The organism is Candidatus Symbiopectobacterium sp. 'North America' (assembly GCF_015762685.1).
In the GTDB taxonomy this organism is placed as follows: Bacteria; Pseudomonadota; Gammaproteobacteria; order Enterobacterales; family Enterobacteriaceae; genus Symbiopectobacterium.
Genome location: NZ_PEHF01000084.1, coordinates 87,719 through 113,659, shown reverse-complemented (window position 1 = coordinate 113,659; position 25,941 = coordinate 87,719). Strand labels below are relative to the sequence as shown.

Genomic DNA, 25,941 nt, shown 5'->3' with positions numbered 1-25,941 from the left:
TGACATCACAGGTGAGGGGAGCGTGGGAGTTAAGAATGCGGGTATTACATGTATGTTCAGAGCTGTTTCCGCTGCTGAAAACCGGCGGATTAGCGGACGTTGCTGGGGCGTTGCCAGCAGCGCAAATCGAAGCCGGGCTGGATGTGCGTGTCATTCTGCCCGCTTTTCCCGATCTGAAAAAAGGTGTAGCCAACCTGCAAACAGTGTGTGAGCTGGAGACCTTTACCGGACGCATGGCGCTGCTTTATGGCCACTTCAACGGCGTAGGCATTTACCTGATCGATGTGCCGGAACTGTATGAACGTGCGGGCAGTCCATACCACGATCCAGCGCTGTATGCCTATGCGGACAATTACCTGCGTTTCGCCCTGCTGGGATGGGTAGGGTGTGAAATGGCCTGTGGGCTCGATCCCTACTGGCGGCCCGAGGTGGTACACGCTCATGACTGGCACGCGGGCTTAACCTGCGCCTATCTGGCGGCGCGCCATCGTCCGGCGAAATCGGTATTTACCGTGCACAATCTGGCGTTTCAGGGGTTGTTCCATGCCCGTCATATGGCAGATATTCAACTGCCGGGTGATTTCTTCCAGGTGTACGGCCTGGAGTTTTACGTGCAGATCTCCTACCTCAAGGCGGGGCTGTATTCGTCACCACCGTTAGCCCGACCTATTCTCACGAAATCACCTTACCTGAATTTGGCTACGGCATGGAGGGGCTGCTGCGGACGCGGGAAGAGGAGGGACGGTTGTCGGGCATTCTTAATGGTGTTGATGATGCCATCTGGAGTCCGGCGCACGATGCGCTGCTGTCTCACCCCTACGCCCGTGAAACGCTGGTCAATAAGGCGCATAACAAGCGCCAACTGCAAATCTCCATGGGATTGACCGTGGATGAGAAAATCCCGGTGTTTGCCATCGTCAGCCGCCTGACGCATCAAAAAGGATTAGATTTGGTGCTGGAGGCGGTGCCGGAGCTGTTGGAGCACGGGGCGCAATTGGTGGTAATGGGCGCAGGCGATGCTGATTTGCAGGAAGGGTTCCTGGCGGCGGCGGCAGAATATCCCGGCCAGGTTGGAGTCCAAATCGGCTATCACGAAGCGTTTTCGCACCGCATTATTGGCGGTGCTGATGTCATCATGGTGCCCAGCCGTTTTGAGCCCTGTGGGCTAACGCAGTTGTATGGGTTGAAGTACGGTACGCTGCCGCTGGTGCGTCATACCGGCGGTTTGGCGGATACCGTTGCGGATTGCTCGCTGGAAAATCTGGCTGATGGCCTTACCACCGGTTTTTCCTTCAGCGATTGCAATGTCGTCGCGCTTTCCCGAGCGATTCGCCGAGTGTTTGTGTTGTGGTCTAGTCCCACGCTGTGGCGTTATGTGCAACGTCAGGCGATGGCGATGGACTTTAGCTGGCAGGTAGCTGCGCAGACATATCGTGCACTTTACCAGCGCTTATGACCCTAAATAATTCGAGTTGCGAGAAGGCGGCAAGTGAAGGAATCTCGATAAGCTTACACAGGTAAGTGATTCGGGTGACAAATCTGCCGGGAGCAGATTTGAACGCCGCGTGCGGCGGCCTCGTAAGAGGTGAGGACCAGGGATGGGCCGAATAACGAGCGCAGCCAACGCACCTGCAACTTGAAGTATGACGGGTATAGCCGTGCGTTGCATGGTGAGGACAACATGCAGGGGCGTTAGCGATCTCGGTCAAACAACGCTTGTCGTAACACTCATGATTGGGAATAAACGTAATGAACTCTCCGTTTATCTACAACTCACCCACGCTCAGCGTGGACGCGCTAAAGCATTCCATTGCCTATAAGTTGATGTTCAGCATAGGTAAAGATCCCTCTATCGCCAACAAGCACGAATGGCTGAACGCCACGCTGCTCGCGGTACGCGACCGCATGGTGGAGCGCTGGCTGCGATCCAACCGGGCGCAGCTCTCGCAGGATGTGCGACAGGTCTACTATCTCTCGATGGAGTTCCTGCTGGGCCGAACGCTGTCGAATGCGCTGCTGGCGATGGGACTGTACGAGGATCTGAAGCAAGCTCTGGACGACATGGGGCTGGATCTGGATGAGCTGATCGAGGAAGAGAACGATCCCGGGCAGGGCAACGGTGGCCTCGGGCGTTTGGCGGCCTGCTTCCTGGATTCGCTGGCGACGATGGCGCTGCCCGGCCGTAGTTATGGCATTCGCTATGAATACGGTATGTTTGCGCAAAAGATTGTCAACGGTCAGCAGGCGGAATCGGCGTACTACATGGCGAAGCACATCATCAACCTGATCAACGATGTCGCGGCGGTGATCAACCACGATCCTGACATGCATGACAAGTTGAAGGTGGTGTTTATTCCCAACTACAGCGTCAGTCTGGCGCAGATCATCATTCCTGCGGCCGATCTGTCTGAACAGATCTCGCTGGCGGGGAGCGAAGCCTCCGGCACCAGTAACATGAAATTTGCGCTCAATGGGGCACTGACCATCGGTACTCTCGATGGGGCCAACGTGGAAATGTTGGAGCACATTGGCGAAGAGAACATGTTTATTTTTGGCAACACCACGGAACAGGTAGAGGCACTGCGCAAGAACGGCTACAACCCGCGTGAAATTTATGAGAAGGACGAGGAGCTACGCCGGGTGCTGACGCAGATTGCCACCGGGGTTTTCAGCCCGAACGATCCAAGACGCTACGGCGATCTGTTCGATTCGTTGGTGAATTTTGGTGACCATTGGCAACTGTTGGCGGATTATCGTAGCTATGTCGATACCCATGACAGAGTGGACGATCTCTATCGAACACCGGAAGAATGGACGCGCAGGAACATCCTCAATATCGCCAATATGGGTAACTTCTCATCTGACCGCACCATTCAGGAGTATGCCGACGATATCTGGGATATCAAACCGATACGGCTGTAACGGTGATGGGGGAGAACTGAAATGATGCTTCCCCCCACATTGTCCTCGGCTTCCCCCACGTCATCCTCGGCGAAAGCCGGGGATCTCTGGCAGAAAGAACGCGTTTCCCCTGTAGGAGATTCCCGCTTTCGCGGGAATGACGGAGAAAACGCGGGAATGACAGGTAGAGTGCGGGATCTCCCGAGTGATTACTCCTCAGTACCGTAATACAGTTTCCCGATTTTAATCAGCGGTCTGCCCTGCGATTTGCTGTGCAGATTGCTGTCGCGCAGGGAATAAACGCAACCGCAGTATTCTTGCTGATAAAATTGCTCCCGCTTGCTGATCTGGATCATGCGCGCAGAGCCGCCCCCTTTACGCCAGTTGTAATCCCAGTACACCATGCCCGGATAATGCGAGGCTGCCCGCTGGCCGCAGTCATTAATTTTCTGCATGTTTTTCCAGCGCGAGATGCCGAGCGAACTACTGATCACCGTAAAGCCATTTTCCGCGGCATAGAGTGCGGTGCGCTCGAAGCGCATATCAAAGCAGATGGTGCAGCGCACGCCGCGCTCCGGTTCCCACTCCATGCCTTTTGCCCGTTTGAACCAGTTATCCATGTCGTAATCGGCATCGATAAAGGGCACCCCATGCTTCTGGGCGAAGCGAATATTCTCTTCCTTGCGGATGAGATACTCCTTCTGCGGATGAATATTGGGGTTGTAGAAGAAAATGGTGTAGTGAAGCCCGGAGGCCTGAATGGCTTCCATCACTTCCCCTGAACACGGCGCGCAGCATGAATGCAGCAGGAGTTTGTCCGCCCCTTTGGGGAGCGTCAGAATCGGGCGTTTCAACGCTGTGCTGGTCATATATTCTGTGATGTGGCTGGCTATATTTACCTGAAGTGTAGCATTGCAAACGCGCAGGGTGGCTAACGGCCTCACCCGGTGCGTTTTCTTGCAATATCGGTGCGCGTTTTTTGCGCAAGGCGATTTTCATGATCTGTCTCATTTCCTATGTAAATTCCCCCCCCTTTTTCTGGGGAAATCGGTAGAATTTCCGGCCCTGATAATCCCCTGTGTTGAAGAGTTAACCGTGTCCACAAGCCTGATTGCTCCTGAACGCTATCTGTTTTCTTACCCACGCTACTGGGCCGAGTGCTACGGCAATGCGCCATTTTTGCCCATGAGCCACGCAGAGATGGATGAACTGGGCTGGGACAGCTGCGACATTGTACTGGTGACAGGAGATGCCTATGTGGACCATCCCAGCTTTGGCATGGCGATCGTTGGCAGGATGCTGGAGTCGCAGGGGTTTCGGGTTGGGATTATTGCCCAGCCGGATTGGACGCAGAAAAACGACTTTATGCGTCTGGGCAAACCGAACCTGTTTTACGGCGTGACGGCGGGCAATATGGACTCGATGATCAACCATTACACCGCCGATCGCAAAACGTGCCATGACGATGCGTATACGCCGGATAATGTTGCCGGTAAGCGCCCGGACCGAGCCACGCTGGTTTATACCTAGCGCTGCAAGGAAGCCTTTAGTGATGTGCCGGTGGTGCTGGGCGGCATTGAGGCCAGCCTGCGCCGCATTGCCCATTACGACTATTGGTCAGACAAGGTGCGCCGTTCAGTGCTGGTGGACGCCAAAGCCGATCTGCTGATCTACGGCAACGGCGAGCGGCCGCTGGTAGAGGTTGCACACCGCCTGGCGGCGGGCGAACCCATTAGTTCGATTGTGGATGTGCGCAATACTGCCGTGCTGCGTAAAACCGCGCAGCCCGGTTGGACGGGGGTGGATTCCACGCGTCTGGATAGCCCCGGTCGCATTGAACCTATCCTTAATCCCTATGGTGAAGACTTGCCCTGTGTGGCGCATACGGTAAAAGGTTCCACCAGCGGCAAGCCCATTACCGTCCAGGCGCACAAGCCGAAGCAGTGGGAAAAAACCTACGTGTTGTTACCCTCGTTCGAGAAGGTGAATAACGACAAGGTAATGTACGCGCACGCTTCGCGCATCCTGCACCACGAAACCAACCCTGGCAGTGCGCGTGCGTTGATGCAAAAACACGGCGATCGCTATGTGTGGATTAATCCACCTGCTATTCCGTTGCAAACGGATGAGATGGACGCGGTCTATGCTTTGCCGTATCAACGGGTGCCGCACCCGTCCTATGGCACATCGCGTATTCCGGCTTACGACATGATTCGCTTTTCCATCAACATCATGCGCGGCTGTTTTGGCGGATGTGCATTCTGCTCGATCACTGAGCACGAGGGGCGCATCATTCAAAGCCGTTCACAAAAGTCGATTGTGCAAGAAATTGAAGCGATCCGTGATAAAGTGCCGGGATTCACCGGTATTATCTCCGATCTGGCGGACCTACGGCCAACATTTACATGCTGCGCTACCAGTCACCCAAAGCGGAGCAAACCTGTCGCCGCGCGTCTTGCGTCTACCCAGAAATTTGTGCGCACATGGATACCAACCATGAGCCGATCATCCAGCTCTATCGCCGTGCCCGCGCCCTGAAAGGCGTCAAGAAGGTGCTGATCGCTTCTGCGGTACGCTACGATCTGGCGGTGGAAGATCCACGCTATATCAAGGAATTGGCTGAGTACCACGTGGGCGGTTACTTGAAGATTGCGCCAGAACACACGGAGCAGGGGCCATTATCGAAGATGATGAAGCCCGGCATGGGCAGCTACCACCGTTTCAAAGAGTTGTTTGACACCTATTCGCGTCAGGCGGGCAAAGAGCAGTATCTGATCCCGTATTTTATCGCCGCTCACCCCGGCACGCGCGATGAGGATATGGTCAATCTGGCGCTGTGGCTGAAAAAGAACCGCTTCCGACTGGATCAGGTGCAAAATTTCGATCCTTCACCCCTCGCCAGTTCTACCACCATGTATTACAGCGGTAAGAATCCGCTCAGCAAGGTGGATTATCACAGTGAAGAGGTGGTGGTGCCGCGTGGCGATCGCCAGCGCCGTTTGCATAAGGCGCTGCTGCGCTATCATGATCCGGCTAACTGGGCGCTGATCCGCGAGGCGTTAACCGCGATGGGCATGAAGCACCTGATCGGTAATCGCCGCGAATGTCTGGTGCCAGTGGCAACGGTGGATGAGCGCCGCAATGCCAAACCCTATAACAAAAGAAATACGGAGCAGGGTAAAACCGCGCAGCCCGCGCTCACCCGTTTCACGGGGGAAGGACGGCGGCCAGCGGTGAAGAAAAGAGTTGGAAAAGCAAGCAATAAGCAAGGGCAGACCGGCAAGCGGTGAGTGAGCGGTCGCCTCAAGCTTGTGTCACGGCCTGATAAAGCCACTGTAGCCGGACGCGCAGAAACTGTACGGCCTGATGCTTACGCGACAGCAGGGTTTCCACAGGGACGCCGGTTTCCTGCGCCAGTTGTTTGAAGCTGTAACCCAGCAACTCGTTTTTCTCAAAGGCTTCTCGTTGCAGCGCTGGCATCTCTTCCAGCGCTGCCGCCAACTCTTCCCACACCAGTTGGTACAGATAGGCATCTTCTGCGCTGTCAGGCGGGCTGAACAGAATATCGGCCAGTTCATCGCCTTCCGGCCAGCTCTCCGTTGCCATTTCCGTGAGCGATATGTCGTGCGGCTTGCGCGAGCGATCGATCAACTCGTTGCGTGCAGCGCGAAATAGCCAGGCAGAAACATGCTCTATCGGATCGAGGTAGCTGTCGGCTTTGAGCAGCCGATAGCTGATTTCCTGAAAGATATCTTCCGCTTCAGCCGCGCTGCGCGTACGTCGAGAGATAAACGCACGCAGTCGTCGTTGACAGGCTTCAAGCGCGGTGAGCAGAACGTTTTGCCTTTGCATGGCGTCAGCCATTACTCCGTTTTTCCGCTTTGGTCGGCGGGTTTGTCGCTTGGCACCGGTGCGTCATCCTGACTGTCATGACACGCCTGATGCCTACCACGACGGTGCGCGAAAGGGCCGTGATGAAAACGGTGACCGCAGTGATCTCCGTGTGGACCAAATCCCCGCTGGTGGAAAAAGGCGTCGCGCTGTTCCTGACTCATGGCTAACCAACGCTCACGCATTTCGCGCCCGTGGCGGCCAAAAAATCCGCGATAGCCGATGCCACCAAACAGTATCTTACACAGGATCAGCAGCCCCAGCGCCTGGAAAAAGCCAATGCTTTGGACGCCAAAAATGGCGGGCAGCAAGGCATTCCACAGCAGCATTACCAGTGTGGCAATCGCCACAACCGCCAGCAGCCGAATACCCAGCATTTTAAATTTACGATCGTGCATGTCATCTACTCCGTGTTGTTCTGATAGTGAAGTAGACGAATCAGGCAGAGAAATATTTGCATCAGGCGGCAAATTTTTTAAAAAAAGGGGATGGAGCCAGAAGCGGTGCGTTGAAATAGCGGCGTGATACCGCTACTGAGAGAGCATTAGCCGTTGACGCAGTCGGCGGGAGTGAGGCGTTGATTTTCTGTGTTATCCGCGAGCGGTTCTATCTTGCCGTGCTCTGTCAGACGGTAGGGGACACCAGCAACAATGCCGTTTTCTCCTTCATAGACGGTGACAAAACGCAGGCGTTTGCCGTCATGGTAGCTGAGTGCTGCACAGCCACCGACGCCCAGCGTGGACTGTTGTACGCTGCCACTAGAGCAAAACACGCTGTCGGCACCGCTGACCTGTAGCGTGACGTTATCGCCGCTGTTGGTGATGCGACTGCCCGTTCCCTGCGTGTGGATATGACTGCCATCGCCGGCATTCGCCAGGCGCGTTGAGGCGCCTTGGCTGGCGAGGTAATTGCGTCTACCGCTGCTGGTGATGTGGGTGCCACGACCGGCGCTGCTGATTTTTGTAGCATTGCCGCAGTTGGCACGCCCAACGCGTTGATGCGGCAGTTCTGCCCCGTATTGCTCATTTTGGCGGCAAAGCTGCTGCTCACCAACTGGCAGCCGTAGCCTGCGCTGGCGATGCTGCCGTTATCGCCGGATTGACCGATAAAGTTGCCGTTGCCGGTGGCGGCCAGATTGCTTTGAAAGCCGGAGCAGCCGATATTCAAAGCGTGATCGCCGCTGGCAAATTGCAAGGTACACGACAGCATTGGCGTGAAGCAGCCACTGGCGTGGCTGCGTGGGGTAATGTGCAACTGCTCTGCCTGACTGGGTGTCAGCTGCGCTGCCAGAGTTCGCGCACTGCCTATTTCCTGTTCGAGAAACGGCCGTGCGCCAAAGTTGTGCGCGTAGGCATAATCCACCAGACTTTCCAGCCAGGCGCTGCGGCCATCGCCAATCAGCGCCTCGTGAATCGCCTGATAGCTGCCGCCCGTTGGAAAACGTTGCAGGAACCAGCGATACAAGTCGCGGCTAACGTGCAGCGCACGCAACTGTTCACGTGTTATGTGCGGTTCTCCGTGGGTCGGCAGCATGGGTGCTCCGTTAGTGCCTGTGGTAGCCATCGACCATACTGCGGAAGGTCTGGGTCGGCGTGCGCCCTGTGGTGCACAGATAGAGATACCCACAGATAAAGAACACGCTGAGTACCGCCAGCATAAAATGCACCGGCAGCAGCCAGGCTTTCACCAAGACCCATCCGACGGGCAGCCACAGCGGGTTATGCAACAATACGCCTGAGAGCAGCAGTAGCGGCACCAGACTGTACATCACCCCCCAGATAAGCCACCTGCTGTAGCGGGTTGAACTTGGCACGCGGTGTGACCGGGAACGAATGGTCTTCACCTTTGATAATGCCGTAAAGATAAAAGCGCACTTGCAGAAAAGCCCGCTGGCCCAATCTCTGTCGCTCGATAACGTAGTGGTGCCCGTTGCCACCCAGCGCGTTAATTAGCACAAACGCCAGCCAGCACACCAGCAACAGATAGCCGCACAGGCTGTGCAGCGACACCAGCAGCGCAGTATCGTGCGCGCCGAGCAGTGCAAAGTGGTTGATAAAACCGCTCGCCAGCAACAGGATAAACAGCAGCGCGTTGCTCCAGTGCCACAAACGCACCGCTCGCGAGTAGAGATACACCTTCTCCTCGTGTCCGGCGGCATGCGGCGCGGCGAAGCGATAACGCAGGAAACCGTGCAGCGCCAACACGCCCAGCATGCCGACAAATGCCACGCCGGTCAGGATCAGCCAGATAGGCCAATAGTCGGGGGTGTAGAGATAAACATACTGATACAGCTGGGACTGAAATTGCTCAGCGTTAGGCATGATATTCATACGTTCACCTTCTTCACTTCATGGGGGCCCGGCCGACGATAGAGGTGCGGTTTGCCCACATTTGGCAACTGATACTCATAGTAGTCGTGTGTTTTCAGCCAGTTCTGCACCACGTCACTGTCCTCCCGTCCAAAAATCAGGGCATTTTGCGGGCAGGCACTGACACAAATGGGCGGGAATCCTTTCATCAGACGCGATTCCAGACAGAAGTCGCATTTATCCGCCACATGGGTAACGGGGTTCAGATAGCGCACCTGATACGGGCATGCGGAAATGCAGTAGCTGCAGCTGCACACAATTCACTTGGGCTATCCACCCGCACGATCCCGTTGCTGTCGTCGCGGTAGGACGCGCCCGTCGGGCAGACGGTAATGCACGGTGCATCTTCGCACTGCTGGCAAGAGTGACGGAAAAAGTGATAGGTATTACCGGACTCAGGCGGCGTCATAGCAATGTGCGCAATGCCCATGCGCGCCGGTAGGTACCTTATTGACCTTATGACAGGCAACGCTACAGATATTACAGCCGTTGCACTTCACTTCATCATGGATCATGGCATAGCGCACGGGGGCGCCTTTTTCCGCTTTACCCAATGCCGAGAAAACCGGTGCGCTGAAAAAAATCACCGACCCCATGCTGAAGACAAATTTACGGCGTGAGCATGTCATCTTCCATGCCTCCCAGAAAGTACGTTATTCATTGTGATCCACGCATACCGGGCGCGCGGGCTAGGGGTTCTCTATTATTCCACCTCAATCCATTCACAGAGCCCTTGGGCTTTGCCGACACTCATATAGCGGTCGCTGTACAAATAGATGGCACCGTTGGAGGCTTCCACCTGGTGAATATCCTGATAAGCCTCGGTGTCGGCGAGAAAGCGCAACGTGCTTGCTATCTTGTCGTCATCAAATCCATACGGGTGCAGCGCCAACATGCCGGCCTTGAACGGACGCGGATAGGTCTCGCACTCAAAGCGGACTGTCTGCGCCAACGTAGCGCAGGCGTCTTGCTCGTGCGTGAAGATCAAAATCCGCGCGTAGTTATGGCTCATGTAACGGTCGGAGTAGTAGAAACAGGTGTCCTGCTGCGCTATCTCAACGATATCGCTGCCTTGTTCTTCGGCACGAATCTGCATCAACAGGACATCCAGCTCCTCTTAGGTTAACGCGTAGGGCGGCGCTAACAGTTCGCACCGATCCACCACCGTGCCGTTGGCATAGCAGCCACGCAGGTAATCCGCCAGAACGAGGTAAGGGGCTTTGGGCTCCGCCTCTGTCGGCGCGGTTTCCTGCGCTGTCGGTACATCGCGCAGTGCGCCGCTTAACGGCAGCAACAACCTGCGTCGGCGCATATCCGGTGCATAGTTGTCTGCAACGTCCTCTGCGGCGGCAAGCGCGGCATGCGGCAATTCATCAGGAGGCGTTGTTTCGTTATCCACAACAGTTTTCATGATTGATGCCTTGTACTCAGGCCGGCAACAGGTTGTGCGCCGCCAAATCGTCTACTACCTCTTTCAGGTCAAGACGTTCCAACACGGAACGCGTCGGGCAGCCCAGTTCAGGGTCCCAGCCCATGGCGCTGTAGAACATCGTCAACGATTTCTGCACGTCCTCGCGATCCATCTTGTCTGTGCCTTCGCTGAACGCAGGCAGTTTCGGGTCCTTATCGAACACCCAGTCACAGATCTGATCGCGCTCACGGCGCATATCCATAGTGTTCATCAGCTTCACGGTGTAGGCGCGGTGTAACGTGAAGATACGCTCTGCCGCCAGATTGAGGCTGGCTTCGGTGGTATCTTCGCCGGTGACGGCAGCAAAGAATTTCGCCTCCATCGCCAGATAGCCGTGGTAGTTCCGGCTTTTGTGCGGTGATACCGTCATCGGCCACACCCAGTTACACAGCGTCACGGCATCGTGCAGGCAGCTTCTCAGCAGCGTCCACTTGGCGTAATCAATCTTGTAGCGGTTGATCGGGGTTTAGTTTTTGGTTTCGTCAAAAGCGTCAGCAGAGCCGAACAGCTCAGCGGACAGCTTGAGCGGCAGGCCGCTGCCAATGTAGTTAATGTGGGTGTGAGTCATGGCATCACGGTTGAACATGCAGTTGACGATCGTCCCCACCTGCGCCGAAGCTTCGTTGGCATGGTGCACCGGGAAGCCCATGGGCGACCACAGCTTGTTTTTGGCGTAATTCCAATATTCTGGTCCCAGATTCCAGCGCTCCGCGATGAAATACGATCCGTAGGACAAATGACTGAATTCGCCGATACGGTGGGCCAGACGATGGTAGATGTCCTTGATAAAGTTCGGATTGCCTTCTTCCATCAACTTCCAGGGAATAGATTCATACTCTTTGGTGGGCAATACGCGTTTGAACACGCCGTGGGTATGGCAGTAGGTGAAGTCCCGGTGCAATTGACCGTAGTTACACCACAATCCCATGTCGTCGAAGATGCTCAGACCAACCAGGTTTCCGACCACGTTGCCATCGCCTTTTTCAGCGATATCTTTGGGGCCGTTGGGGAAGATAGTGGTGCACACAAAGTTGGCTACGCAGGTGTTGCCGCCGGTGGTCGGTCCGCCAAACTGCTTGGCCTGCGGCACGTTAAGCTGCGACATACAGCGGATTGGGCAGGAGTGACATCCGCCCATTTTCACCGTGTATTTTTCCGCTGCTGGCCCCAGATCGAAGGTGGATTTCATGGTGCGGAAACCGACGGTGTTCTGGTTGCCCGGTGGGATTTCGCCGGTTTCAATCGGGCCGCCTTCCGCCGCCTGCCAGTACAGACCTTTGAGCGCGGTCCAGAGTGATTTCGGGTCTGAATATTCAGCCCATGCCTGCGGCGTGCTCGGGACAACGTGGTTATTGTTGGCACCGATGAGCTGCGTCATCATGTATTCGTTGAGCGCTTTGAGTTCTTCGCGATTAGCGACGTTAACGCCGTGGCTACCCCACACCGCGATGGCTTTGAGATTTTTGGAACCGAGTACGGCACCTACGCCCGCGCCACCGCTGTGGTTGCGACTATTAAGAATGCCGGAGAGCGGCACCAGATTTTCCCCCGCCGGGCCGATAGCCGCGACGCAGGTTTCTTCACTGGTGGCGCGACAAATTTCTTCGGTAGTGGCTCGCGTGCATTTTCCCCACAGGAAAGCGGCATTTTCAATTTTGACTTCATCGTTCTGAATATTAATCCAGACCGGTTTTTTCGCTTTGCCTTCAATAATAATGGCGTCGTAGCCCGCATATTTCATGTAGGCGGCAAAGAACCCCCCCATATGCGCATCAACAACCAGATGGCCCCGGGTAAAGGTCGACAGTGAGGTAATATTGACGCGCGAACTGCATCGTGCGCCGGAGCCGGTCAGCGGCCCGACGGCGAAAACAACTTTATTGCCCTCATCGAAAGGTTTTGTTCCGGCTGGCGCCTCGTCGTACATGATTTTATAGCCAAAGCCCATTCCGCCAACCATCTTTTTATATTGGCTGGAATCCTCTTTGCTGATGGTGCCGGTGCTCAAGTTGATACGTAATATATTACCTGTCCAACCGTTAATCATAATTTTTCTTCCTGCGTATGAAACGCCGCGTGAATAAGGGGATAACGCCCGTTGCCGTTATCAGACGGTAATCTCTTTCCACTCGATAATGGATAATGCCCCGATCGGGCACGCCGTCGCGCATTCACCGCACAGAATGCATTTGCCCGATTTTTTGGTCTGCGGGTTAACGGTCGCCATCATCCAGGGACAGGCGGTGATACAGGCGGCGCAGCCGATGCAGCGCTTGGTGTCCACGGCGATGCTGCCATGCTCTTCATTGAAGGAGATAGCCTTGATAGGACAGGCTTTCATGCATTCGGGATCTTTACACTGCCGACAGGTGTCAGTGGTGAAATTGAGATCGCCGTAGTAGAAATGGCGATGGATTTTGACGCGTGAGAAATAGGAACCAACGCTACCATCATTAAACGATGTGCAGGCAGTTTCGCAGCGATGGCACCCGGTGCAGCGGGCGCGATTTGTCACCAGCACGCCTTTGGGGGTGGTCGTCAGCCCGATAACGCCGCTGTCGATCTGTTCCTGTAGGCACCCCAACAGTGAAAGTAGTGCTGGCGCAATAGTGATCCCTGCCAGGCCTTTGCCTGAAATCCGCAGGAATTCGAGTCTTGTTAGTCCCAGATCCAATAAAGGACGCTCAACCTGATTAGGCATTTAATTTTCATCCTCCGCATACCCGAATACATGAGCACGGAAATCAACGCAGTACAAAACACGCAACAAGGCGGCAAGAAATAACGTGACAGTAAACACTAACTGTTGTATAAAATAGTTAATAATAATATCTCATCACAACGGCTTATTACCCGCGTCTGTTTTGCGAACTGACTTACGATGCAATGTTGAATAGGACGGAGGTCATGATTTGCTATCAGCACTAATAATAGAGTACTTGATATGCAATTTATTACTCCGTTAATCATTAATAAGAATGGGTATTTTATTGTATTTATTCTGTGAGCTATCTCTTAGAAAAATAAATAACCATTTATTTTTTGTGTGTATTGATTTTTATTTACATCCTGTAAAATATATATTTAATCCATCACTTCCCTTCTTGAGATAAATATATTCATCGATTTCAAATTCTATTAAAATAATAAATAACATTGTGTGCAATGTTTATTAGCATTCATTTATTATTTACTGTTACTGGCCCGGTTTATTTTCTTGAGATGACTCTGTTTTGACTTGCGTCCGTGAGAACGGATTAGCGCGAAGAGCGGAAAAATGATTAACCATATTTTTTGAATAGTTAATGAACGTCCTATTCCGCGAAATGTTAACGTTTCTGTCGTGTAAAAAACGAACAGGTTACCTTTCGGTAACCTGTCGTTGGAGGCGTGGTCTGGCAGGAAAATTATTGCGCGGCAACCTTGGATTGACGATAGGCACTTAGCCAGTCAGCGACGCGTTGTTTCTGCTCATCATTTAGCCACATGCCCAGCTTGGTACGACGCCAGATGGCATCTTCCACGCTAATAACCCACTCTTTGTCGGCCAGATAGCACAATTCAGCTTAGTAGAGGTCGTGTCCGAAGTTTTCGCTGAGGTCATAAATGCCTGTGGCGTTCGTCAGGATCAGTTCGCTGTGGGAACCGTAGGTGCGGGCATAGCGACGCGCCAGCGATTCCGGCAGATTGAAACGACAGCGCAGCGCAGCCGCGTATTCTTCGCGCGTACCGGCCAAATCGCCGCCGGGCAATACCGCGTTTTGCGTCCAGGCCTGACCACTGTGAGGATAGTATTTTGCCAGCTTCTCCATCGCGTGTTCTGCCAGCTTGCGGTAGGTGGTCAGCTTGCCGCCAAACACCGACAGCAGAGGCGCTTTACCATGTTCATCCGCCACTGACAGCGTGTAATCACGGGTAATGGCCTGCGGAGAATCCGACTCGTCATCGCACAGCGGGCGCACGCCAGAATAGGTCCATACAATATCGTCTCTCGTCTGCGTCTTTTTGAAGTGATCGTTGTAGACATCCAACAAGTAGGCCGTTTCTTTGTCGTCGATCTTCACCTCATGCGGATCGCCGTGGTATTCCACGTCGGTGGTGCCGATGATCGAGAACTCATCCTGCCACGGAATCACAAACACAATGCGGTTATCTTTGTTTTGCAGAATGTAGGACTGCGGTTCGTCGTGTACGCGAGGCACAACGATGTGGCTGCCTTTGATCAGACGAATGCCATAAGGGGATTTCAGCTCCAGTCCGTGATCGAAGAACTCTTTCACCCAAGGCCCCGTGGCGTTGACCAGCCCTTTCGCCTGCCAGGTATGGGTTTCCCCGGTCACGCTGTCGACGGCATCGATAATCCACAGATCGCCTTCGCGACGCGCCCTCGTCACTTTGGTGCGGGTGCGCACTTCGCCACCGCGTTTCACCACTTCCTGCGCATTCAATACCACCAGACGCGCATCGTCGACCCAGCAGTCGGAATATTCGAAACCGCGCGTTAATTCGGGTTTCAGCACCGAGTCTTTGCCGAATTTCAGGCCGTGGCTGGCGGGCAGGCTGACGCGTTTGCCCAGATTGTCATACATAAACAGCCCGATACGGATCATCCAGGCCGGGCGCAGGTGCGGCTGATGGGGCAAACGGAAGCGCATTGGGAAGATGATGTGCGGTGCCATCTTCAGCAATTTTTCACGCTCGGAGAGCGCTTCGCTCACCAAACGAAACTCGTAATGTTCCAGGTAGCGCAGGCCGCCGTGGATCAATTTTGAACTGGCAGAGGAGGTAGCGCTGGCAAGATCCTGTGCTTCCAACAGCAGCACCTACAAGCCACGGCCCGCGGCATCGGCTGCAATACCTGCTCCGTTGATGCCCCCACCGATCACGATAAGGTCTTTGGTTTCCACGCGTTCTCCTCCGTGTCCAAAAAAAGGTCAAAATGTTCGTTTTCGAGCATTATCATAATCGAAAACAAACACTACAGCCAAGGATTAACCAAATAAAAACATTTAAGCGTGATGCAGATAACATATTGTTGAAGCTTGTCACATAAAGTATAGGGGATTGGTGCGAGGAAGGGCGCGTAATTGGCAGAGAATACGGTCATTTCTCGCGTTGGCGAGAAATGACCGTTGAGGCGTTATTTTTGCCCGTAGTAGGCGTTCGGGCCGTGTTTGCGATTAAAATGCTTGTGCTGCAATGCGCTGTCGAGCGCGCGCAGATGATGGTTCAGCGTGCAGGCGAGCCAGGCCATGCGCGCCACTTCTTCCAGCACCACCGCATTGTGCACCGCTTCTTCTGCATCTTTGCCCCAGCAGAACGGCCCATGCTGGTAGGCAATCATGCCGGGTGTGTGCAGCGGATTGCGATCTCCCAGCGTCTGGGCAATGACCACACCGGTATTTTTTTCGTACTCATGCTCCACTTCTTGCGCCGTCAGCGGACGGGTGCAGGGAATGTCGCCAAAAAATAGTCGGCGTGCGTGGTGCCGAGCGCAGGGATGTCTAACCCGGCCTGTGCCCAGGCGGTGGCGTGGGTGGAGTGACCTCCCATTTGCGGGTAGCGGCGATACAGCTCCAGATGCGTGGGGGTATCCGAGGAAGGGCGATAATGCCCTTCAACCAGATTGCCCTGTAAATCGACCACCACCATATCGTCGGCCCGCATCACTTCATAGGCAACGCCGCTGGGTTTGATGACCACCAGACCGCGCTCGCGGTCGATCGCACTCACATTCCCCCAGGTGTACGTCACCAGACCGTGCTGAGGCAGGGCCATATTGGCTTCAAATACCCGTTGCTTCAGTTGCGCTATCATGCGGCTTCCTCCACGTGCAAACCGGCGCGTTCCATGCGCTGTTTCACCCAGTCGCGCGCTGCGAGCACCTCCTTGATGGGGTCGGGGGCATTCTCGCTCCACATCTCAATCAGATAAGGATCACTGTAGCCACTCTCTTTCAGAGTGGTAAAACAGCGTTCGAAATCCACGACACCAGTGCCGAAGGGCACGTTTTTGAAGACACCAGGGCGGGTATCTTTTACGTGCACAGCGACAATGTGGCCTTGGCCTGAGCGCAGCTCCATCTGCACATCATTATCCCAGACCGAGAGGTTACCGATATCGGGATAGCGCTGGAACCACGGGTTGTTCAGATAGTTGGCATAGCCCAGCGCTTTGCTGATGGAGTTCATCAGGGGGTAATCCATGATCTCCATCGCCAGTGTGACCTGTGCGCGGCTCGCCATTTCTACCGCTTGTTGCAGGCCGTCGCGAAAACGCTCACGTGTTACCTCATTGGCCTCCTGATAATAGACATCGTAACCGGCCAACTGAATCACGCGAACCCCCACATCCTGCGCCAGCGCGATCGCTTTATGCATGATGGTGAGCCCTTGGTCGCGAATGGCGTCATCCTGTGAGCCTAGTGGGAAGCGGCGGTGCGCGCTCAGGCACATGGAAGGCACCCGAATACCGGTGGCCGCGATAGCATTGACCAACGCCAGACGCTGTTCCCGATCCCAATCCAGTCGGGCCAAGCGCTCATCGGTTTCATCCACCGACATTTCGACGAAATCAAAGCCCAGTTCGCGCGCCAGTTGTAAGCGTGCCAGCCAATCTTCGCCGGGGGGCAATGCTTTTTCGTAGATGCCAAGCAGCACCGCTTTTGTCAGCATGTTACTTCCCTTAGCCCCACAGTTGGGCAATACGGCGTTTAAACTCACGGGCGGCATCGACCGGGCTGGCCGCATCGCGGATACTGCGTCCGGCGATAAAGACGTGAATCAGCATGCCCTGAAATAGCGGCAGATCGTCCAGCGCCAGACCGCCAGTGACGGTGACTTTAAAACCCATTTCGGCCAGACGCTTGATGGCGCTGATGTCGGTTTCGCTCCAGGCGACGCCAGCGGCCTGCGCATCCCGGCTGCGGTGATACACCACTTGCTGAATCCCTGCCGTGCTCCAGGCTTCCGCCTGCTCCCAGGTCCAGAAGCCGGTCAATTCGATCTGTACATCGCCGTCGAATTCGCGTGCTACCGCCAGGGCGCCTGCTGCAATGTTGATGTCCGCGCAGCAGATCACCGTGACCCAGTCGGCATTGGCTTCAAAACACATACGTGACAGGATTTTCCCCGCGTCGGCAATCTTGGCATCGGCCAATACAATCTTGTGGGGATAGAGTGCTTTCAGATCGCGCACGGCGCGCACCCCTTCATCCACACATAAAATGGTGCCAACTTCGATAATGTCCACCTCTTCGGCGGCCAGCGTGATCAGCAGATCCAACGGATCGTTATCTTCATTGTTGAACGGCAGCAGGGTTTTTAATGTCACCAGCGCGAAGCCGGTTTTTTTCACCCCTTCCTCCGGGCGGCCATGGGGCATGGCAAGACCGGGAGCTATTACAAAATAGGGGCCAAAACGCTCTACGCCATCGAGAATCGCCTGGTAGTAACGCGGCTCGACCACATCGGCCGCTACCAGCAGATCGACACCGATTTTGACCGCTTCCTGCCAGGTGGCGGCCTCCGCTTGCAGGCGGATTGACCGGTTTTCCAGCAGAGAATCGCACAGCTTCATGGAAACTCCTTACGCTTTGACATCCTGAGGGAAGTGGGCGTTGATCACCTCCATCAGCTTGGGACCAAAATCGGCGGCAGAGAGCATATTGCGCACGCCGACGACATATTTGTTGCCGCTCACGGTAATCTCATCCGCCACGTGGGTTGAAGCGATAATGATGTCTGCGCCGCTCAGCTCTGCTTTATATTCTCCGACGGCACAACTGTTGACGGTGTGTGCCACCCCTTGTTGGATCAGGAACTGATCCACCTTCATCTTCATGATCATGGAACTGCCTTGCCCACAGCCGCATACGGCCAGAATCCGAACTGTCATGGTGCTTTCTCCAGCGTCATTGCGCGGTGGTTTGCGCGAGTTGTTTTTCCGCATCTTCTTCAGCGCGCAGTGAGCGGCTGGCAAAGTACATGTAGGCCACCGCGATGAGGATCACCACGCCCATAAACCACAGGCCCAGCGTCATGCCCTGCATCAGCGGCGGTGCCAGAATTGACCAGTCCGCCATGCCCATCCAGGCCGACATTCCGGTGAGTTTTACCGCCCATACGCAGCCAAAAATCTCAATCATCCCCATCACCAGACAGATCTTGAGCACCGCGCGCCAGCCGCCAAAGTGGTTGGCAAACACGCCGATGGTGGCTTTGGAGAAGAACATCGGGATAAAGCCGGGGATGATCATGATGGGCGAACCAATCCCAATCAGAATGCCAACGGCGATCAACTGACCGATGGTGCCCCACATAAAGCCCCATACCACGGCATTGGGGGCAAAGCTGTAGATGGAGGCGCAGTCGATCGCCAGCACGGCACCGGGGATCAGACGCTGAGAGATGCCGTTAAAGGCTTCGGACAGTTCGGCAACGAACATGCGCACGCCCTGCACGATGATGAAAATAGCAACGGCGAACTGGAAACCAGTTTGCAGGATATAGACGGTCCAGTGGGTTTTGCCTGCCATCTTCTGCACCATATCGATACCGAACGACAGCAGGATTGCGCCAAAGAACACGGTCATCACGATGGCGGTGGAGACGATGTTGTCATGGAAGATATTCAGCCAGCCGGGCAGCTTCAGATCTTCGACGCTCTCTTCCTTTTTCCCCAGATAGGGGGCGAGCTTGTAGGCTAACCAGGAGGCGAACTGCTGTTGGTGGTCGATGGAGAAACCACAGCCGTCGGTCACTTCCTGCGTCGGCTTGTACATCATGTTGGAGGTGATCCCCCAATAGAGCAACACCAGCAAGGCGCTGCACAGGATGGTGGTCCACATCGGGTAACCGAGAATATAGAAGAACACCGCCAGCAAACCCGCCTGCTGAAACATGATATGGCCGGTGAGCATAATGGTGCGAATGCCGGTGATGCGGCGCAGCAGGACATACACAATGTTCAGTGTCAGCGCCAGCCGACCCAACTGTAGGCGTCGCCCATGCGTTCGATGGTGGCCATCATCGAGGAGTAGGTGTCAGAGATGGCTCTGTTGATGTGATACACCTCGGACATCTTGGCGACCAGGGGTTTGAAGGTACTAGTCAGGATGCCGGAGCCTGCCTGTAACAGCATAAAGCCAATGATCGTCTTGATGGTGCCTTTGATGATCACCGTGGCGCTTTTGCGCAACAGCAAGTAGCCGAGAAAGGTCACAATGCCCAGCAGCAAGGGGGCATTGGTCATGACCTGATTAAAGAAAATGGTGAAGATGTTGTAGAGAGTTTCCATAGAACACTCCAATCGATTTTTTATTGTTACCGTTTTACTGCTATTGCCTGCCATCACGGCTGCTTACGGGGGAGCGACGCTGTGGCTGACATAACCGGGCGTAGGTACTTCAGTAATCACTAGTAATCGCATTGAGACTTTTGTTGATTGTTTGTGATTAAACTCGCAATTCTCATGACATTTAAGATCATTCAATAATCATGTTTTATTTTTTGTATATTATTAATGGTCTTGTGTTTTTTTTGTGTTTTGCGTTATTTGATCTTGATGTGAATTTTAATGATTTTTTATCACTTCAAGTGATTGTCAGTGCGATTTAATGGTGATAGATTGGCGTAAAGTTGTCGTATTTAATCTTTTTTGTGATTACTTGTGATTTATTTAATTACCGATTAATGATGAGGTCACGCCATGAGCAAGATAGAAACCATTACCCGTGAATCCTGGATCCTGAGTACCTTCCCGGAATGGGGCACCTGGTTGAATGAAGAGATCGAACAAGAGCAGGTTGCCGCCGGCACCTTCGCCATGTGGTGGCTGGGGTGTACCGGGATTTGGTTGAAATCAGAGGGTGGGGCCAATATTTATGTCGACTTCTGGTGTGGCACCGGCAAGCAGAGTCACGGTAACCCCTTGATGAAAAACGGGCACCAGATGCAGTGCATGGCCGGGGTGAAAAAATTGCAACCTAACTTGCGCACCACGCCGTTTGTGCTGGATCCGTTCGCCATCCGCCAGGTGGATGCCATTTTGGCAACGCACGACCATAACGACCACATTGACGTCAATGTCGCCGCCGCCGTGCTGAAAAATTGCAGCCCGGAGGTTCCCTTTATTGGTCCACAGAGCTGCGTGGATCTCTGGGTGGGCTGGGGCGTGCCGCGCGAGCGTTGCATCGTGGTGAAACCGGGCTCGGTGATCCGCATTAAAGATATTTAAATCAATGTCTTATATGCGTTCGACCACACCACATTGATCACCTTGCCGATGGAACAAAAAGCGGCGGGCGTGCTACCGGATGGCATGGATCTGCGCGCGGTGAACTACCTGTTCAAAACCCCCGGTGGCAATCTGTATCACAGCGGTGATTCCCACTACTCCAACTACTACGCGAAGCATGGCAATGAGTATGACATTGACGTGGCGTTGGGCTCATACGGAGAAAACCCGCGCGGTATTACCGACAAGATGACCAGCGCGGATATGCTGCGCATGGCCGAGGCGTTGAATGCCAAGGTGGTTATTCCTTTCCACCATGATATCTGGTCGAATTTTCAGGCCGATCCGCAGGAAATTCGCGTGCTGTGGGAGATGAAAAAAGACCGCCTGCAATACGGCTTCAAACCCTTTATCTGGCAAGTCGGTGGCAAATTTACCTGGCCGTTGGATAAAGATAATCTGGAATACCACTACCCGCGCGGCTTTGACGACTGCTTCACCATAGAACCCGATCTGCCGTTCAAATCTTTCCTGTAGTTCGCGATGTAATTTGCGATCTAGTGCGCAGCGTGGCAAACACGTCGCGCTATGCCCGTCATACTTCGACTCGAATTATTGAGGGCATATGATGATTGCTGCGCATTTATGATAAATTATGATGTAAACTTTTCACGTCGACGCCATGACGCGCCACTTCTTGTTACCGGACGACCTATGACTGAATCTCAGCGCCATCATGCCATCATTGATTTTCTGCAACGTCAGGGGCAACTCACCGTCTCCGATCTGATCGTGAATTTTGACATTTCTCCCGCCACTGCGCGACGCGACATCAACAAACTCAATGAATTGGGCAAACTGCGCAAAGTGCGCAACGGCGCTGAAGCCGTTAACCTACCGCGCCCGGCCTGGACGCCGTTCAATATCTATCAGGCGCAGAATCTGGATGAGAAGATGCGTATCGCACAGGCGGCTGCCGCGCTGTGCAACCCCAGTGAAAGCGTGGTGATTAACTGTGGATCAACGGCGTTTTTGCTGGAGCGTGAGATTGTCGGGCGTGATATTCAGGTGATTACCAATTATCTGCCATTGGCGAATTTCCTGATTGAGCAAGAGCACGAAAGCGTGGTGATCATGGGCGGGCAATACAACAAGAGCCAGTCGATCACCCTGGCGCCTCAGGAAGGGGATGCGAGCCTGTATGCCGGTCACTGGATGTTCACCAGCGGCAAAGGGCTGACGCCGGAAGGGCTGTACAAAACCGATATGCTGACGGCGATGGCGGAGCAAAAGATGCTGAGCTACGTCGGCAAATTGGCGGTGGTGGTGGATAGCAGCAAAGTGGGCCAACGTGCGGGCATGCTGTTCAGCCGTGCCGATCAGATTGACGTGGTGATCACTGGGAAGCAGGCTGACGCCACTATCGTAGAGCAACTGCGAGCGCAAGGTGTTGAGGTGATACTCGTATAATAAGTCTTATACTGGGACACTGAATTATCCTTGTATTTCTGTCAGTAGCGTGAGTATTTCGTGCGCGCTTACCAACGCCAGTTTCTGCAGCCGTTGTTGCGCGCCCGACACGAGGCGCTCAATCGCCGTCGCCTCGTGGCTCCAGGCTTTTCGCGATAAATCACGCCGCTACGCGGTGCCTTCGGCGTTCGTGTCCGCTGATCGGGCCGTTCCCGACGCGTTCCAGACGCGGCGGGAACTTTCGCCGCATCCATGCGGCTCATCCGGCGGCCACGCCCGCCTCAGCGTGATTCTTTACGCGAGCAAAAGACCAAACCACATCTTCTGCATCGGCTTTTGGCGTTACCTTTAAACACACTACCAGGATCGTTACTGAGTTAGCGCCTTGGTAATTTTCTCGAAATCCTCAAATGGGCAGAAGCCTTTGTCGTTGGTCGGGCACTCGCTAAACGTTAGCGTCACATGCTGCGGGGGATTGGCGCGGTTCAGCGGTGCTGACGTAGCGAGCTGTTCAGTCGATTGGTACACGTATTCCACTTTCAACAGCGCCTTGTTACTGGCGTTATTGCGCCAGCGTTGGAACACGACCTTGCCGCCGATCGGCGTGGTTTCCAATTGGTGCGGCAGATGGTACGGTTTCACGCCCAGTGCGGAGAACAGCGATGCAACGTTTGAATCGTGACCGACCAGGAAGGTGAATTTGGGCTGCTGCTCGCCAAATGAACCTGCCAGCGCTTTGACCAGATTGGCCGAGACGGCTTTGGCAACCACCGGGGCGCTAAACACTACGCTGTTGTAGTACTCTTTGATCGACACCAAATCAGCCAGTTGCTTCTCATCTTTGATACGCCCCCAGCCGATTTTGTTAATCGGTGTGCCTTCGTAGTATTGCAAGATAAAGGCATCAGCAATCGAGGTGCCGGTTCTCAGCGGGCCAACCACACCCGGCTCTTTGCCGGCCTCAATCTTCACGTCAGTTTCCTGTGCCATCAGGTCGCACTGTTTATCCTGCTTGCAGTTAGCGGAATCCTTTCTCGGCCATCTGCTGATACACCGGTTTCAGTCGCTCATTAAGCCCTTTCACCCCACCTTCACCGGCTTTTTGATTAATGGAATCGATGGCTTGTTGTTTAAACGTGTCGCTGTCGTTGCGGATGATCGGGTTAAAGGTGGCATCCATCGTGCCCAATTTTTCTTTGTGCACCACCGACACCAGACAGCCGGGGAACGCGCCCACTGCAAAATATTGTGCGGTGGAGATGGTGCGTTGCAGACTGTTTGCATAGAACGAGACGTCTTTATCCGTCGGGCAGGTATCGGCAGCCAGCAGGCGGTTATCTACCAGCCATTCGCTAAAATAGTGGCCGAAATAGGCTTCCAGTACGCCGCCGCGCGTGGTCAGGTAACTGCTAGGGGTATCCCACTGCGGCCAGGCATCGGGCGTGACCTTGCCGAGCGCGCTGCTCGGGCTGGCTAACGGCGCGCGCAGGCCGTAACGACTAAACACCACGACCTGTTCGAGTGTGTAGCCATCCTGTGCGGCAGCTGGGAAAGTGAGCGCTGCGGGCAGTAACAGCGGGAGACAAAACAGTACTTTTCGTTGTAAAGACATAGCAATGCTCCTGGTGAGTGAATAGCATGTGTGCGCCTGACTCGCGTAACGGATGCGTGAAAACGCGATGTTTCTCATCATGGCTATTTTTTGGCATAACGAAAAATATTTTATTACAGAAATGTGACGATTGACTTACCTTACTGAAACAGTAGCATCTCTCTCATATTGGCGTGCGCTGTGCCGTCATGCCCTTTTTCTTTGTCCCGAGGTGGTATTCGTATGGAACAGTTTGAGTGTCTTAGCATTGAGCAAGCCCATGAGCGCTGGCAGAAACACGGCGTGATGGTGGATACCCGCGATGCGCAAAGTTACGCCACCGGACATGTGCCGCAGGCGGTGCACCTGACGAATGAAACGCTGTCTGATTTTGTGCGTGAAGCAGAGCTCGATCAGCCGGTGATGGTGATGTGCTATCACGGCATTAGCAGCCGTAATGCGGCACAGTATCTGTTGAGCCTGGGGTTTGAGGCGGTGTACAGCGTGGATGGCGGCTATGAAGCCTGGCAGCGCGATTTTCCGCAAGATGTGGCGTCAGCGTCGGACAACGCGTGAAGTGGAACATTCCGACGCCATGACGCGTCGGGATAGAGCAAGGTTATTCCGCAGCCTGAATCGGCTTTTTCACAAAGAAGCCGTATCTGATGGCTCCCAGCATTAACAGAAAGGCACCAAACAGGAAGACGTTGGTGAAGGTGCCCGTTGTATCAAGAATAATGCCGGTGACGATCGGCGCACTGGCCGCGCCGAGGAATCCGCCGAAGTTCTGGATAGCACTCATTGAAGCCACCTGCGATTTCGATGCGATATCCGTTGCCAACGTCCAGATAACCCCAGACGGCATTTGAGAACAGAAATAACCCAACGACAGCAGCGCGATACACAAGGTGGTGTCGTGCACGAAGGGGATCGGTGCCACGAAGCAGGCGGCCAGTACAGCACCGCACACAATCGGGATTTTACGTGCAGTAATGGTGTTGGTACCGCGACGAATCAACCGGTCGGAAATCACGCCACCCACCAACACCCCCATGATCCCGGCAAAGAACGGGATGGATGCCACCCAGCCGGTTTTCATCAGGCTGAAACCGAGCGATCTCTCCAGGTAACTCGGCAGCCAGGTCAGGTACACCCAAATGGTGAACATGATGGAGAAGTTCCCCAGAATCATGAACCAGGTGGTTTTGTGTTTGAACAGAGAGCCCCAGCTTGCTTTGGGTTGATTCGCTTGTTGCGTCTCAGCGGCTTCCGCTTCGCCGTGGATCTGCACTTCTTCTGCGGGCGTCGGGTTACGGTACAGCTTCAGCCACACCAGCAGAATCGGAATACCTGCCAAACCGATGGCGATAAACATGCCGCGCCAGCCTAGCGTCAACAACAGGATGGTCAGGATCGGCGGCGCAACGGCGTTGGCGATCTGTGAGCCCGTATTGATGATGGCAGTGGGAAGTCCACGTTCATTGCTGGAGAACCAGCGATGGGTGATCTTGATGCCTGAGGTAAAAAACGGTGATTCAGAGATGCCTAGCATCATTCGCAGACCATAGAACATCGAATAGCCGTTAACGAAACCCGCGAGGATAGTGAAGCCTGACCACAGGCCGAGTGCCCAGGAAAACATTTTTTTCGGCCCGAATTTATCGACCAGCCAGCCCGCAGGCAGATTGGCTAGCGCATAGGGCCACAGAAAGGCCGAAAGCAGCAGGCCCATTTGGGTGGAGCTAAAGCCGAACTCTTTCGAAATCGTGGTGTTGGCGATGGCTGAGGTTGGCGCGGTCGAGGTAGTTCACCACGGCGGCGATCAGCAACACCAGAATAATGCTCCAACTCAAACGGGATATTTTTTGCATTGGTGGTGCAACAGCAGCAGGTTGAGATAACGATATTGTCTCTTTCATTTTATTTATTTTCCGTGAGCAGGCTGAGAGAAATCTGCGAATAAACGATTCGCCGTGAGTCTGGCTGTAAGGACGTTGATGTAGGATGCAGGG

Annotated in this window: 13 protein-coding genes and 11 pseudogenes; 6 read left to right on the top strand and 18 right to left on the bottom strand. The window is 54.3% G+C overall.

What is annotated here, in order from left to right; translation table 11 throughout:
* The first annotated feature begins 35 nt into the window (after positions 1-35).
* Positions 36-1,456, top strand: a pseudogene (gene glgA, locus CS369_RS17735) (glycogen synthase GlgA).
* Positions 1,457-1,749: 293 nt separating this feature from the next.
* Positions 1,750-2,922 carry a glycogen/starch/alpha-glucan phosphorylase gene (locus CS369_RS17730; protein ID WP_196908121.1) on the top strand — a complete coding sequence of 391 codons (1,173 nt, stop codon included), beginning with the start codon at positions 1,750-1,752 and terminating at the stop codon, positions 2,920-2,922.
* A gap of 188 nt (positions 2,923-3,110) precedes the next feature.
* Here CS369_RS17730 and CS369_RS17725 read toward each other — a convergent pair whose 3' ends face one another.
* Complete coding sequence (locus tag CS369_RS17725; RefSeq protein WP_196908120.1) at positions 3,111-3,770, bottom strand: epoxyqueuosine reductase QueH; 660 nt, start codon at positions 3,768-3,770, stop codon at positions 3,111-3,113.
* A gap of 226 nt (positions 3,771-3,996) precedes the next feature.
* On the opposite strand from CS369_RS17725, the pseudogene CS369_RS17720 reads away from it, so the two are divergent.
* A pseudogene (locus tag CS369_RS17720) lies at positions 3,997-6,191 on the top strand (YgiQ family radical SAM protein).
* Positions 6,192-6,204: 13 nt separating this feature from the next.
* Here CS369_RS17720 and CS369_RS17715 read toward each other — a convergent pair.
* From CS369_RS17715 to ulaA, 15 genes and pseudogenes are all read right to left on the bottom strand, one after another.
* Entirely contained in the window at positions 6,205-6,765 is a 561-nt protein-coding gene (locus CS369_RS17715; RefSeq protein ID WP_244665081.1) for an RNA polymerase sigma factor, read from the bottom strand.
* The gene (locus tag CS369_RS17710) at positions 6,765-7,190 is read right to left on the bottom strand and encodes a hypothetical protein (RefSeq protein WP_196908119.1); all 426 of its coding nucleotides are present in this window, start codon (positions 7,188-7,190) and stop codon (positions 6,765-6,767) included. The genes CS369_RS17715 and CS369_RS17710 overlap by 1 nt, the downstream gene beginning before the upstream one ends.
* A gap of 226 nt (positions 7,191-7,416) precedes the next feature.
* Positions 7,417-8,325: a hypothetical protein gene (locus CS369_RS17705; RefSeq protein WP_196908118.1), complete on the bottom strand. Its 909-nt coding sequence runs from the start codon at positions 8,323-8,325 to the stop codon at positions 7,417-7,419.
* A 10-nt stretch (positions 8,326-8,335) separates the two neighbouring features.
* Positions 8,336-9,122, bottom strand: a pseudogene (gene phsC / locus CS369_RS17700) (thiosulfate reductase cytochrome B subunit).
* A pseudogene (locus tag CS369_RS17695) lies at positions 9,119-9,790 on the bottom strand (4Fe-4S dicluster domain-containing protein). Before CS369_RS17695 ends, phsC begins: the two co-directional pseudogenes overlap by 4 nt.
* Positions 9,791-9,864: 74 nt before the next feature.
* The gene (locus CS369_RS17690; RefSeq protein ID WP_196908117.1) at positions 9,865-10,260 is read right to left on the bottom strand and encodes a hypothetical protein; all 396 of its coding nucleotides are present in this window, start codon (positions 10,258-10,260) and stop codon (positions 9,865-9,867) included.
* Between the two features lie 18 nt (positions 10,261-10,278).
* Entirely contained in the window at positions 10,279-10,572 is a 294-nt protein-coding gene (locus CS369_RS17685) for a hypothetical protein (RefSeq protein ID WP_196908116.1), read from the bottom strand.
* A gap of 16 nt (positions 10,573-10,588) precedes the next feature.
* Positions 10,589-12,679 (bottom strand): annotated as a pseudogene (locus CS369_RS17680) (aldehyde ferredoxin oxidoreductase).
* Positions 12,680-12,739: 60 nt separating this feature from the next.
* Positions 12,740-13,333: a ferredoxin-like protein gene (locus CS369_RS17675; protein ID WP_196908115.1), complete on the bottom strand. Its 594-nt coding sequence runs from the start codon at positions 13,331-13,333 to the stop codon at positions 12,740-12,742.
* Between the two features lie 706 nt (positions 13,334-14,039).
* Positions 14,040-15,539: pseudogene (gene glpD, locus CS369_RS17670) on the bottom strand (glycerol-3-phosphate dehydrogenase).
* Positions 15,540-15,772: 233 nt separating this feature from the next.
* Positions 15,773-16,410: pseudogene (locus CS369_RS17665) on the bottom strand (L-ribulose-5-phosphate 4-epimerase).
* A gap of 35 nt (positions 16,411-16,445) precedes the next feature.
* On the bottom strand, positions 16,446-17,306 hold the full coding sequence (locus CS369_RS17660; protein WP_196908114.1) for an L-ribulose-5-phosphate 3-epimerase: 861 nt from the start codon (positions 17,304-17,306) through the stop codon (positions 16,446-16,448).
* 10 nt (positions 17,307-17,316) lie between these two features.
* Entirely contained in the window at positions 17,317-18,210 is an 894-nt protein-coding gene (gene ulaC / locus CS369_RS24690; RefSeq protein ID WP_280514822.1) for a PTS ascorbate transporter subunit IIA, read from the bottom strand.
* Positions 18,211-18,219: 9 nt separating this feature from the next.
* Positions 18,220-18,528, bottom strand: a complete 309-nt coding sequence (gene ulaB / locus CS369_RS17645) for a PTS ascorbate transporter subunit IIB (RefSeq protein ID WP_196908113.1) — start codon at positions 18,526-18,528, stop codon at positions 18,220-18,222.
* 16 nt (positions 18,529-18,544) lie between these two features.
* A pseudogene (ulaA, locus tag CS369_RS17640) lies at positions 18,545-19,929 on the bottom strand (PTS ascorbate transporter subunit IIC).
* A gap of 411 nt (positions 19,930-20,340) precedes the next feature.
* On the opposite strand from ulaA, the pseudogene ulaG reads away from it, so the two are divergent.
* Positions 20,341-21,405 (top strand): annotated as a pseudogene (gene ulaG, locus CS369_RS17635) (L-ascorbate 6-phosphate lactonase).
* A 177-nt stretch (positions 21,406-21,582) separates the two neighbouring features.
* Entirely contained in the window at positions 21,583-22,338 is a 756-nt protein-coding gene (gene ulaR / locus CS369_RS17630) for an HTH-type transcriptional regulator UlaR (protein ID WP_196908112.1), read from the top strand.
* A 369-nt stretch (positions 22,339-22,707) separates the two neighbouring features.
* Here the strand turns inward: ulaR and agp are convergent.
* A pseudogene (gene agp / locus CS369_RS25290) lies at positions 22,708-23,950 on the bottom strand (bifunctional glucose-1-phosphatase/inositol phosphatase).
* A 222-nt stretch (positions 23,951-24,172) separates the two neighbouring features.
* On the opposite strand from agp, the gene glpE reads away from it, so the two are divergent.
* Positions 24,173-24,505, top strand: a complete 333-nt coding sequence (gene glpE, locus CS369_RS17620) for a thiosulfate sulfurtransferase GlpE (RefSeq protein ID WP_196908111.1) — start codon at positions 24,173-24,175, stop codon at positions 24,503-24,505.
* Between the two features lie 43 nt (positions 24,506-24,548).
* Here glpE and CS369_RS17615 read toward each other — a convergent pair.
* Positions 24,549-25,848, bottom strand: a pseudogene (locus tag CS369_RS17615) (MFS transporter).
* Positions 25,849-25,941 lie beyond the last annotated feature (93 nt).

Bases quoted from the DNA above. Each gene is read 5' to 3' on its own strand.
- CS369_RS17685 (WP_196908116.1), bottom strand. From the start codon at position 10,572: ATGAAAACTGTTGTGGATAACGAAACAACGCCTCCTGATGAATTGCCG.
- glpE (WP_196908111.1), top strand. From the start codon at position 24,173: ATGGAACAGTTTGAGTGTCTTAGCATTGAGCAAGCCCATGAGCGCTGG.
- CS369_RS17725 (WP_196908120.1), bottom strand. From the start codon at position 3,770: ATGACCAGCACAGCGTTGAAACGCCCGATTCTGACGCTCCCCAAAGGG.
- CS369_RS17715 (WP_244665081.1), bottom strand. From the start codon at position 6,765: ATGGCTGACGCCATGCAAAGGCAAAACGTTCTGCTCACCGCGCTTGAA.
- CS369_RS17675 (WP_196908115.1), bottom strand. From the start codon at position 13,333: ATGCCTAATCAGGTTGAGCGTCCTTTATTGGATCTGGGACTAACAAGA.
- ulaC (WP_280514822.1), bottom strand. From the start codon at position 18,210: ATGAAGCTGTGCGATTCTCTGCTGGAAAACCGGTCAATCCGCCTGCAA.
- ulaB (WP_196908113.1), bottom strand. From the start codon at position 18,528: ATGACAGTTCGGATTCTGGCCGTATGCGGCTGTGGGCAAGGCAGTTCC.
- CS369_RS17710 (WP_196908119.1), bottom strand. From the start codon at position 7,190: ATGCACGATCGTAAATTTAAAATGCTGGGTATTCGGCTGCTGGCGGTT.
- ulaR (WP_196908112.1), top strand. From the start codon at position 21,583: ATGACTGAATCTCAGCGCCATCATGCCATCATTGATTTTCTGCAACGT.
- CS369_RS17705 (WP_196908118.1), bottom strand. From the start codon at position 8,325: ATGCTGCCGACCCACGGAGAACCGCACATAACACGTGAACAGTTGCGT.
- CS369_RS17730 (WP_196908121.1), top strand. From the start codon at position 1,750: ATGAACTCTCCGTTTATCTACAACTCACCCACGCTCAGCGTGGACGCG.
- CS369_RS17660 (WP_196908114.1), bottom strand. From the start codon at position 17,306: ATGCTGACAAAAGCGGTGCTGCTTGGCATCTACGAAAAAGCATTGCCC.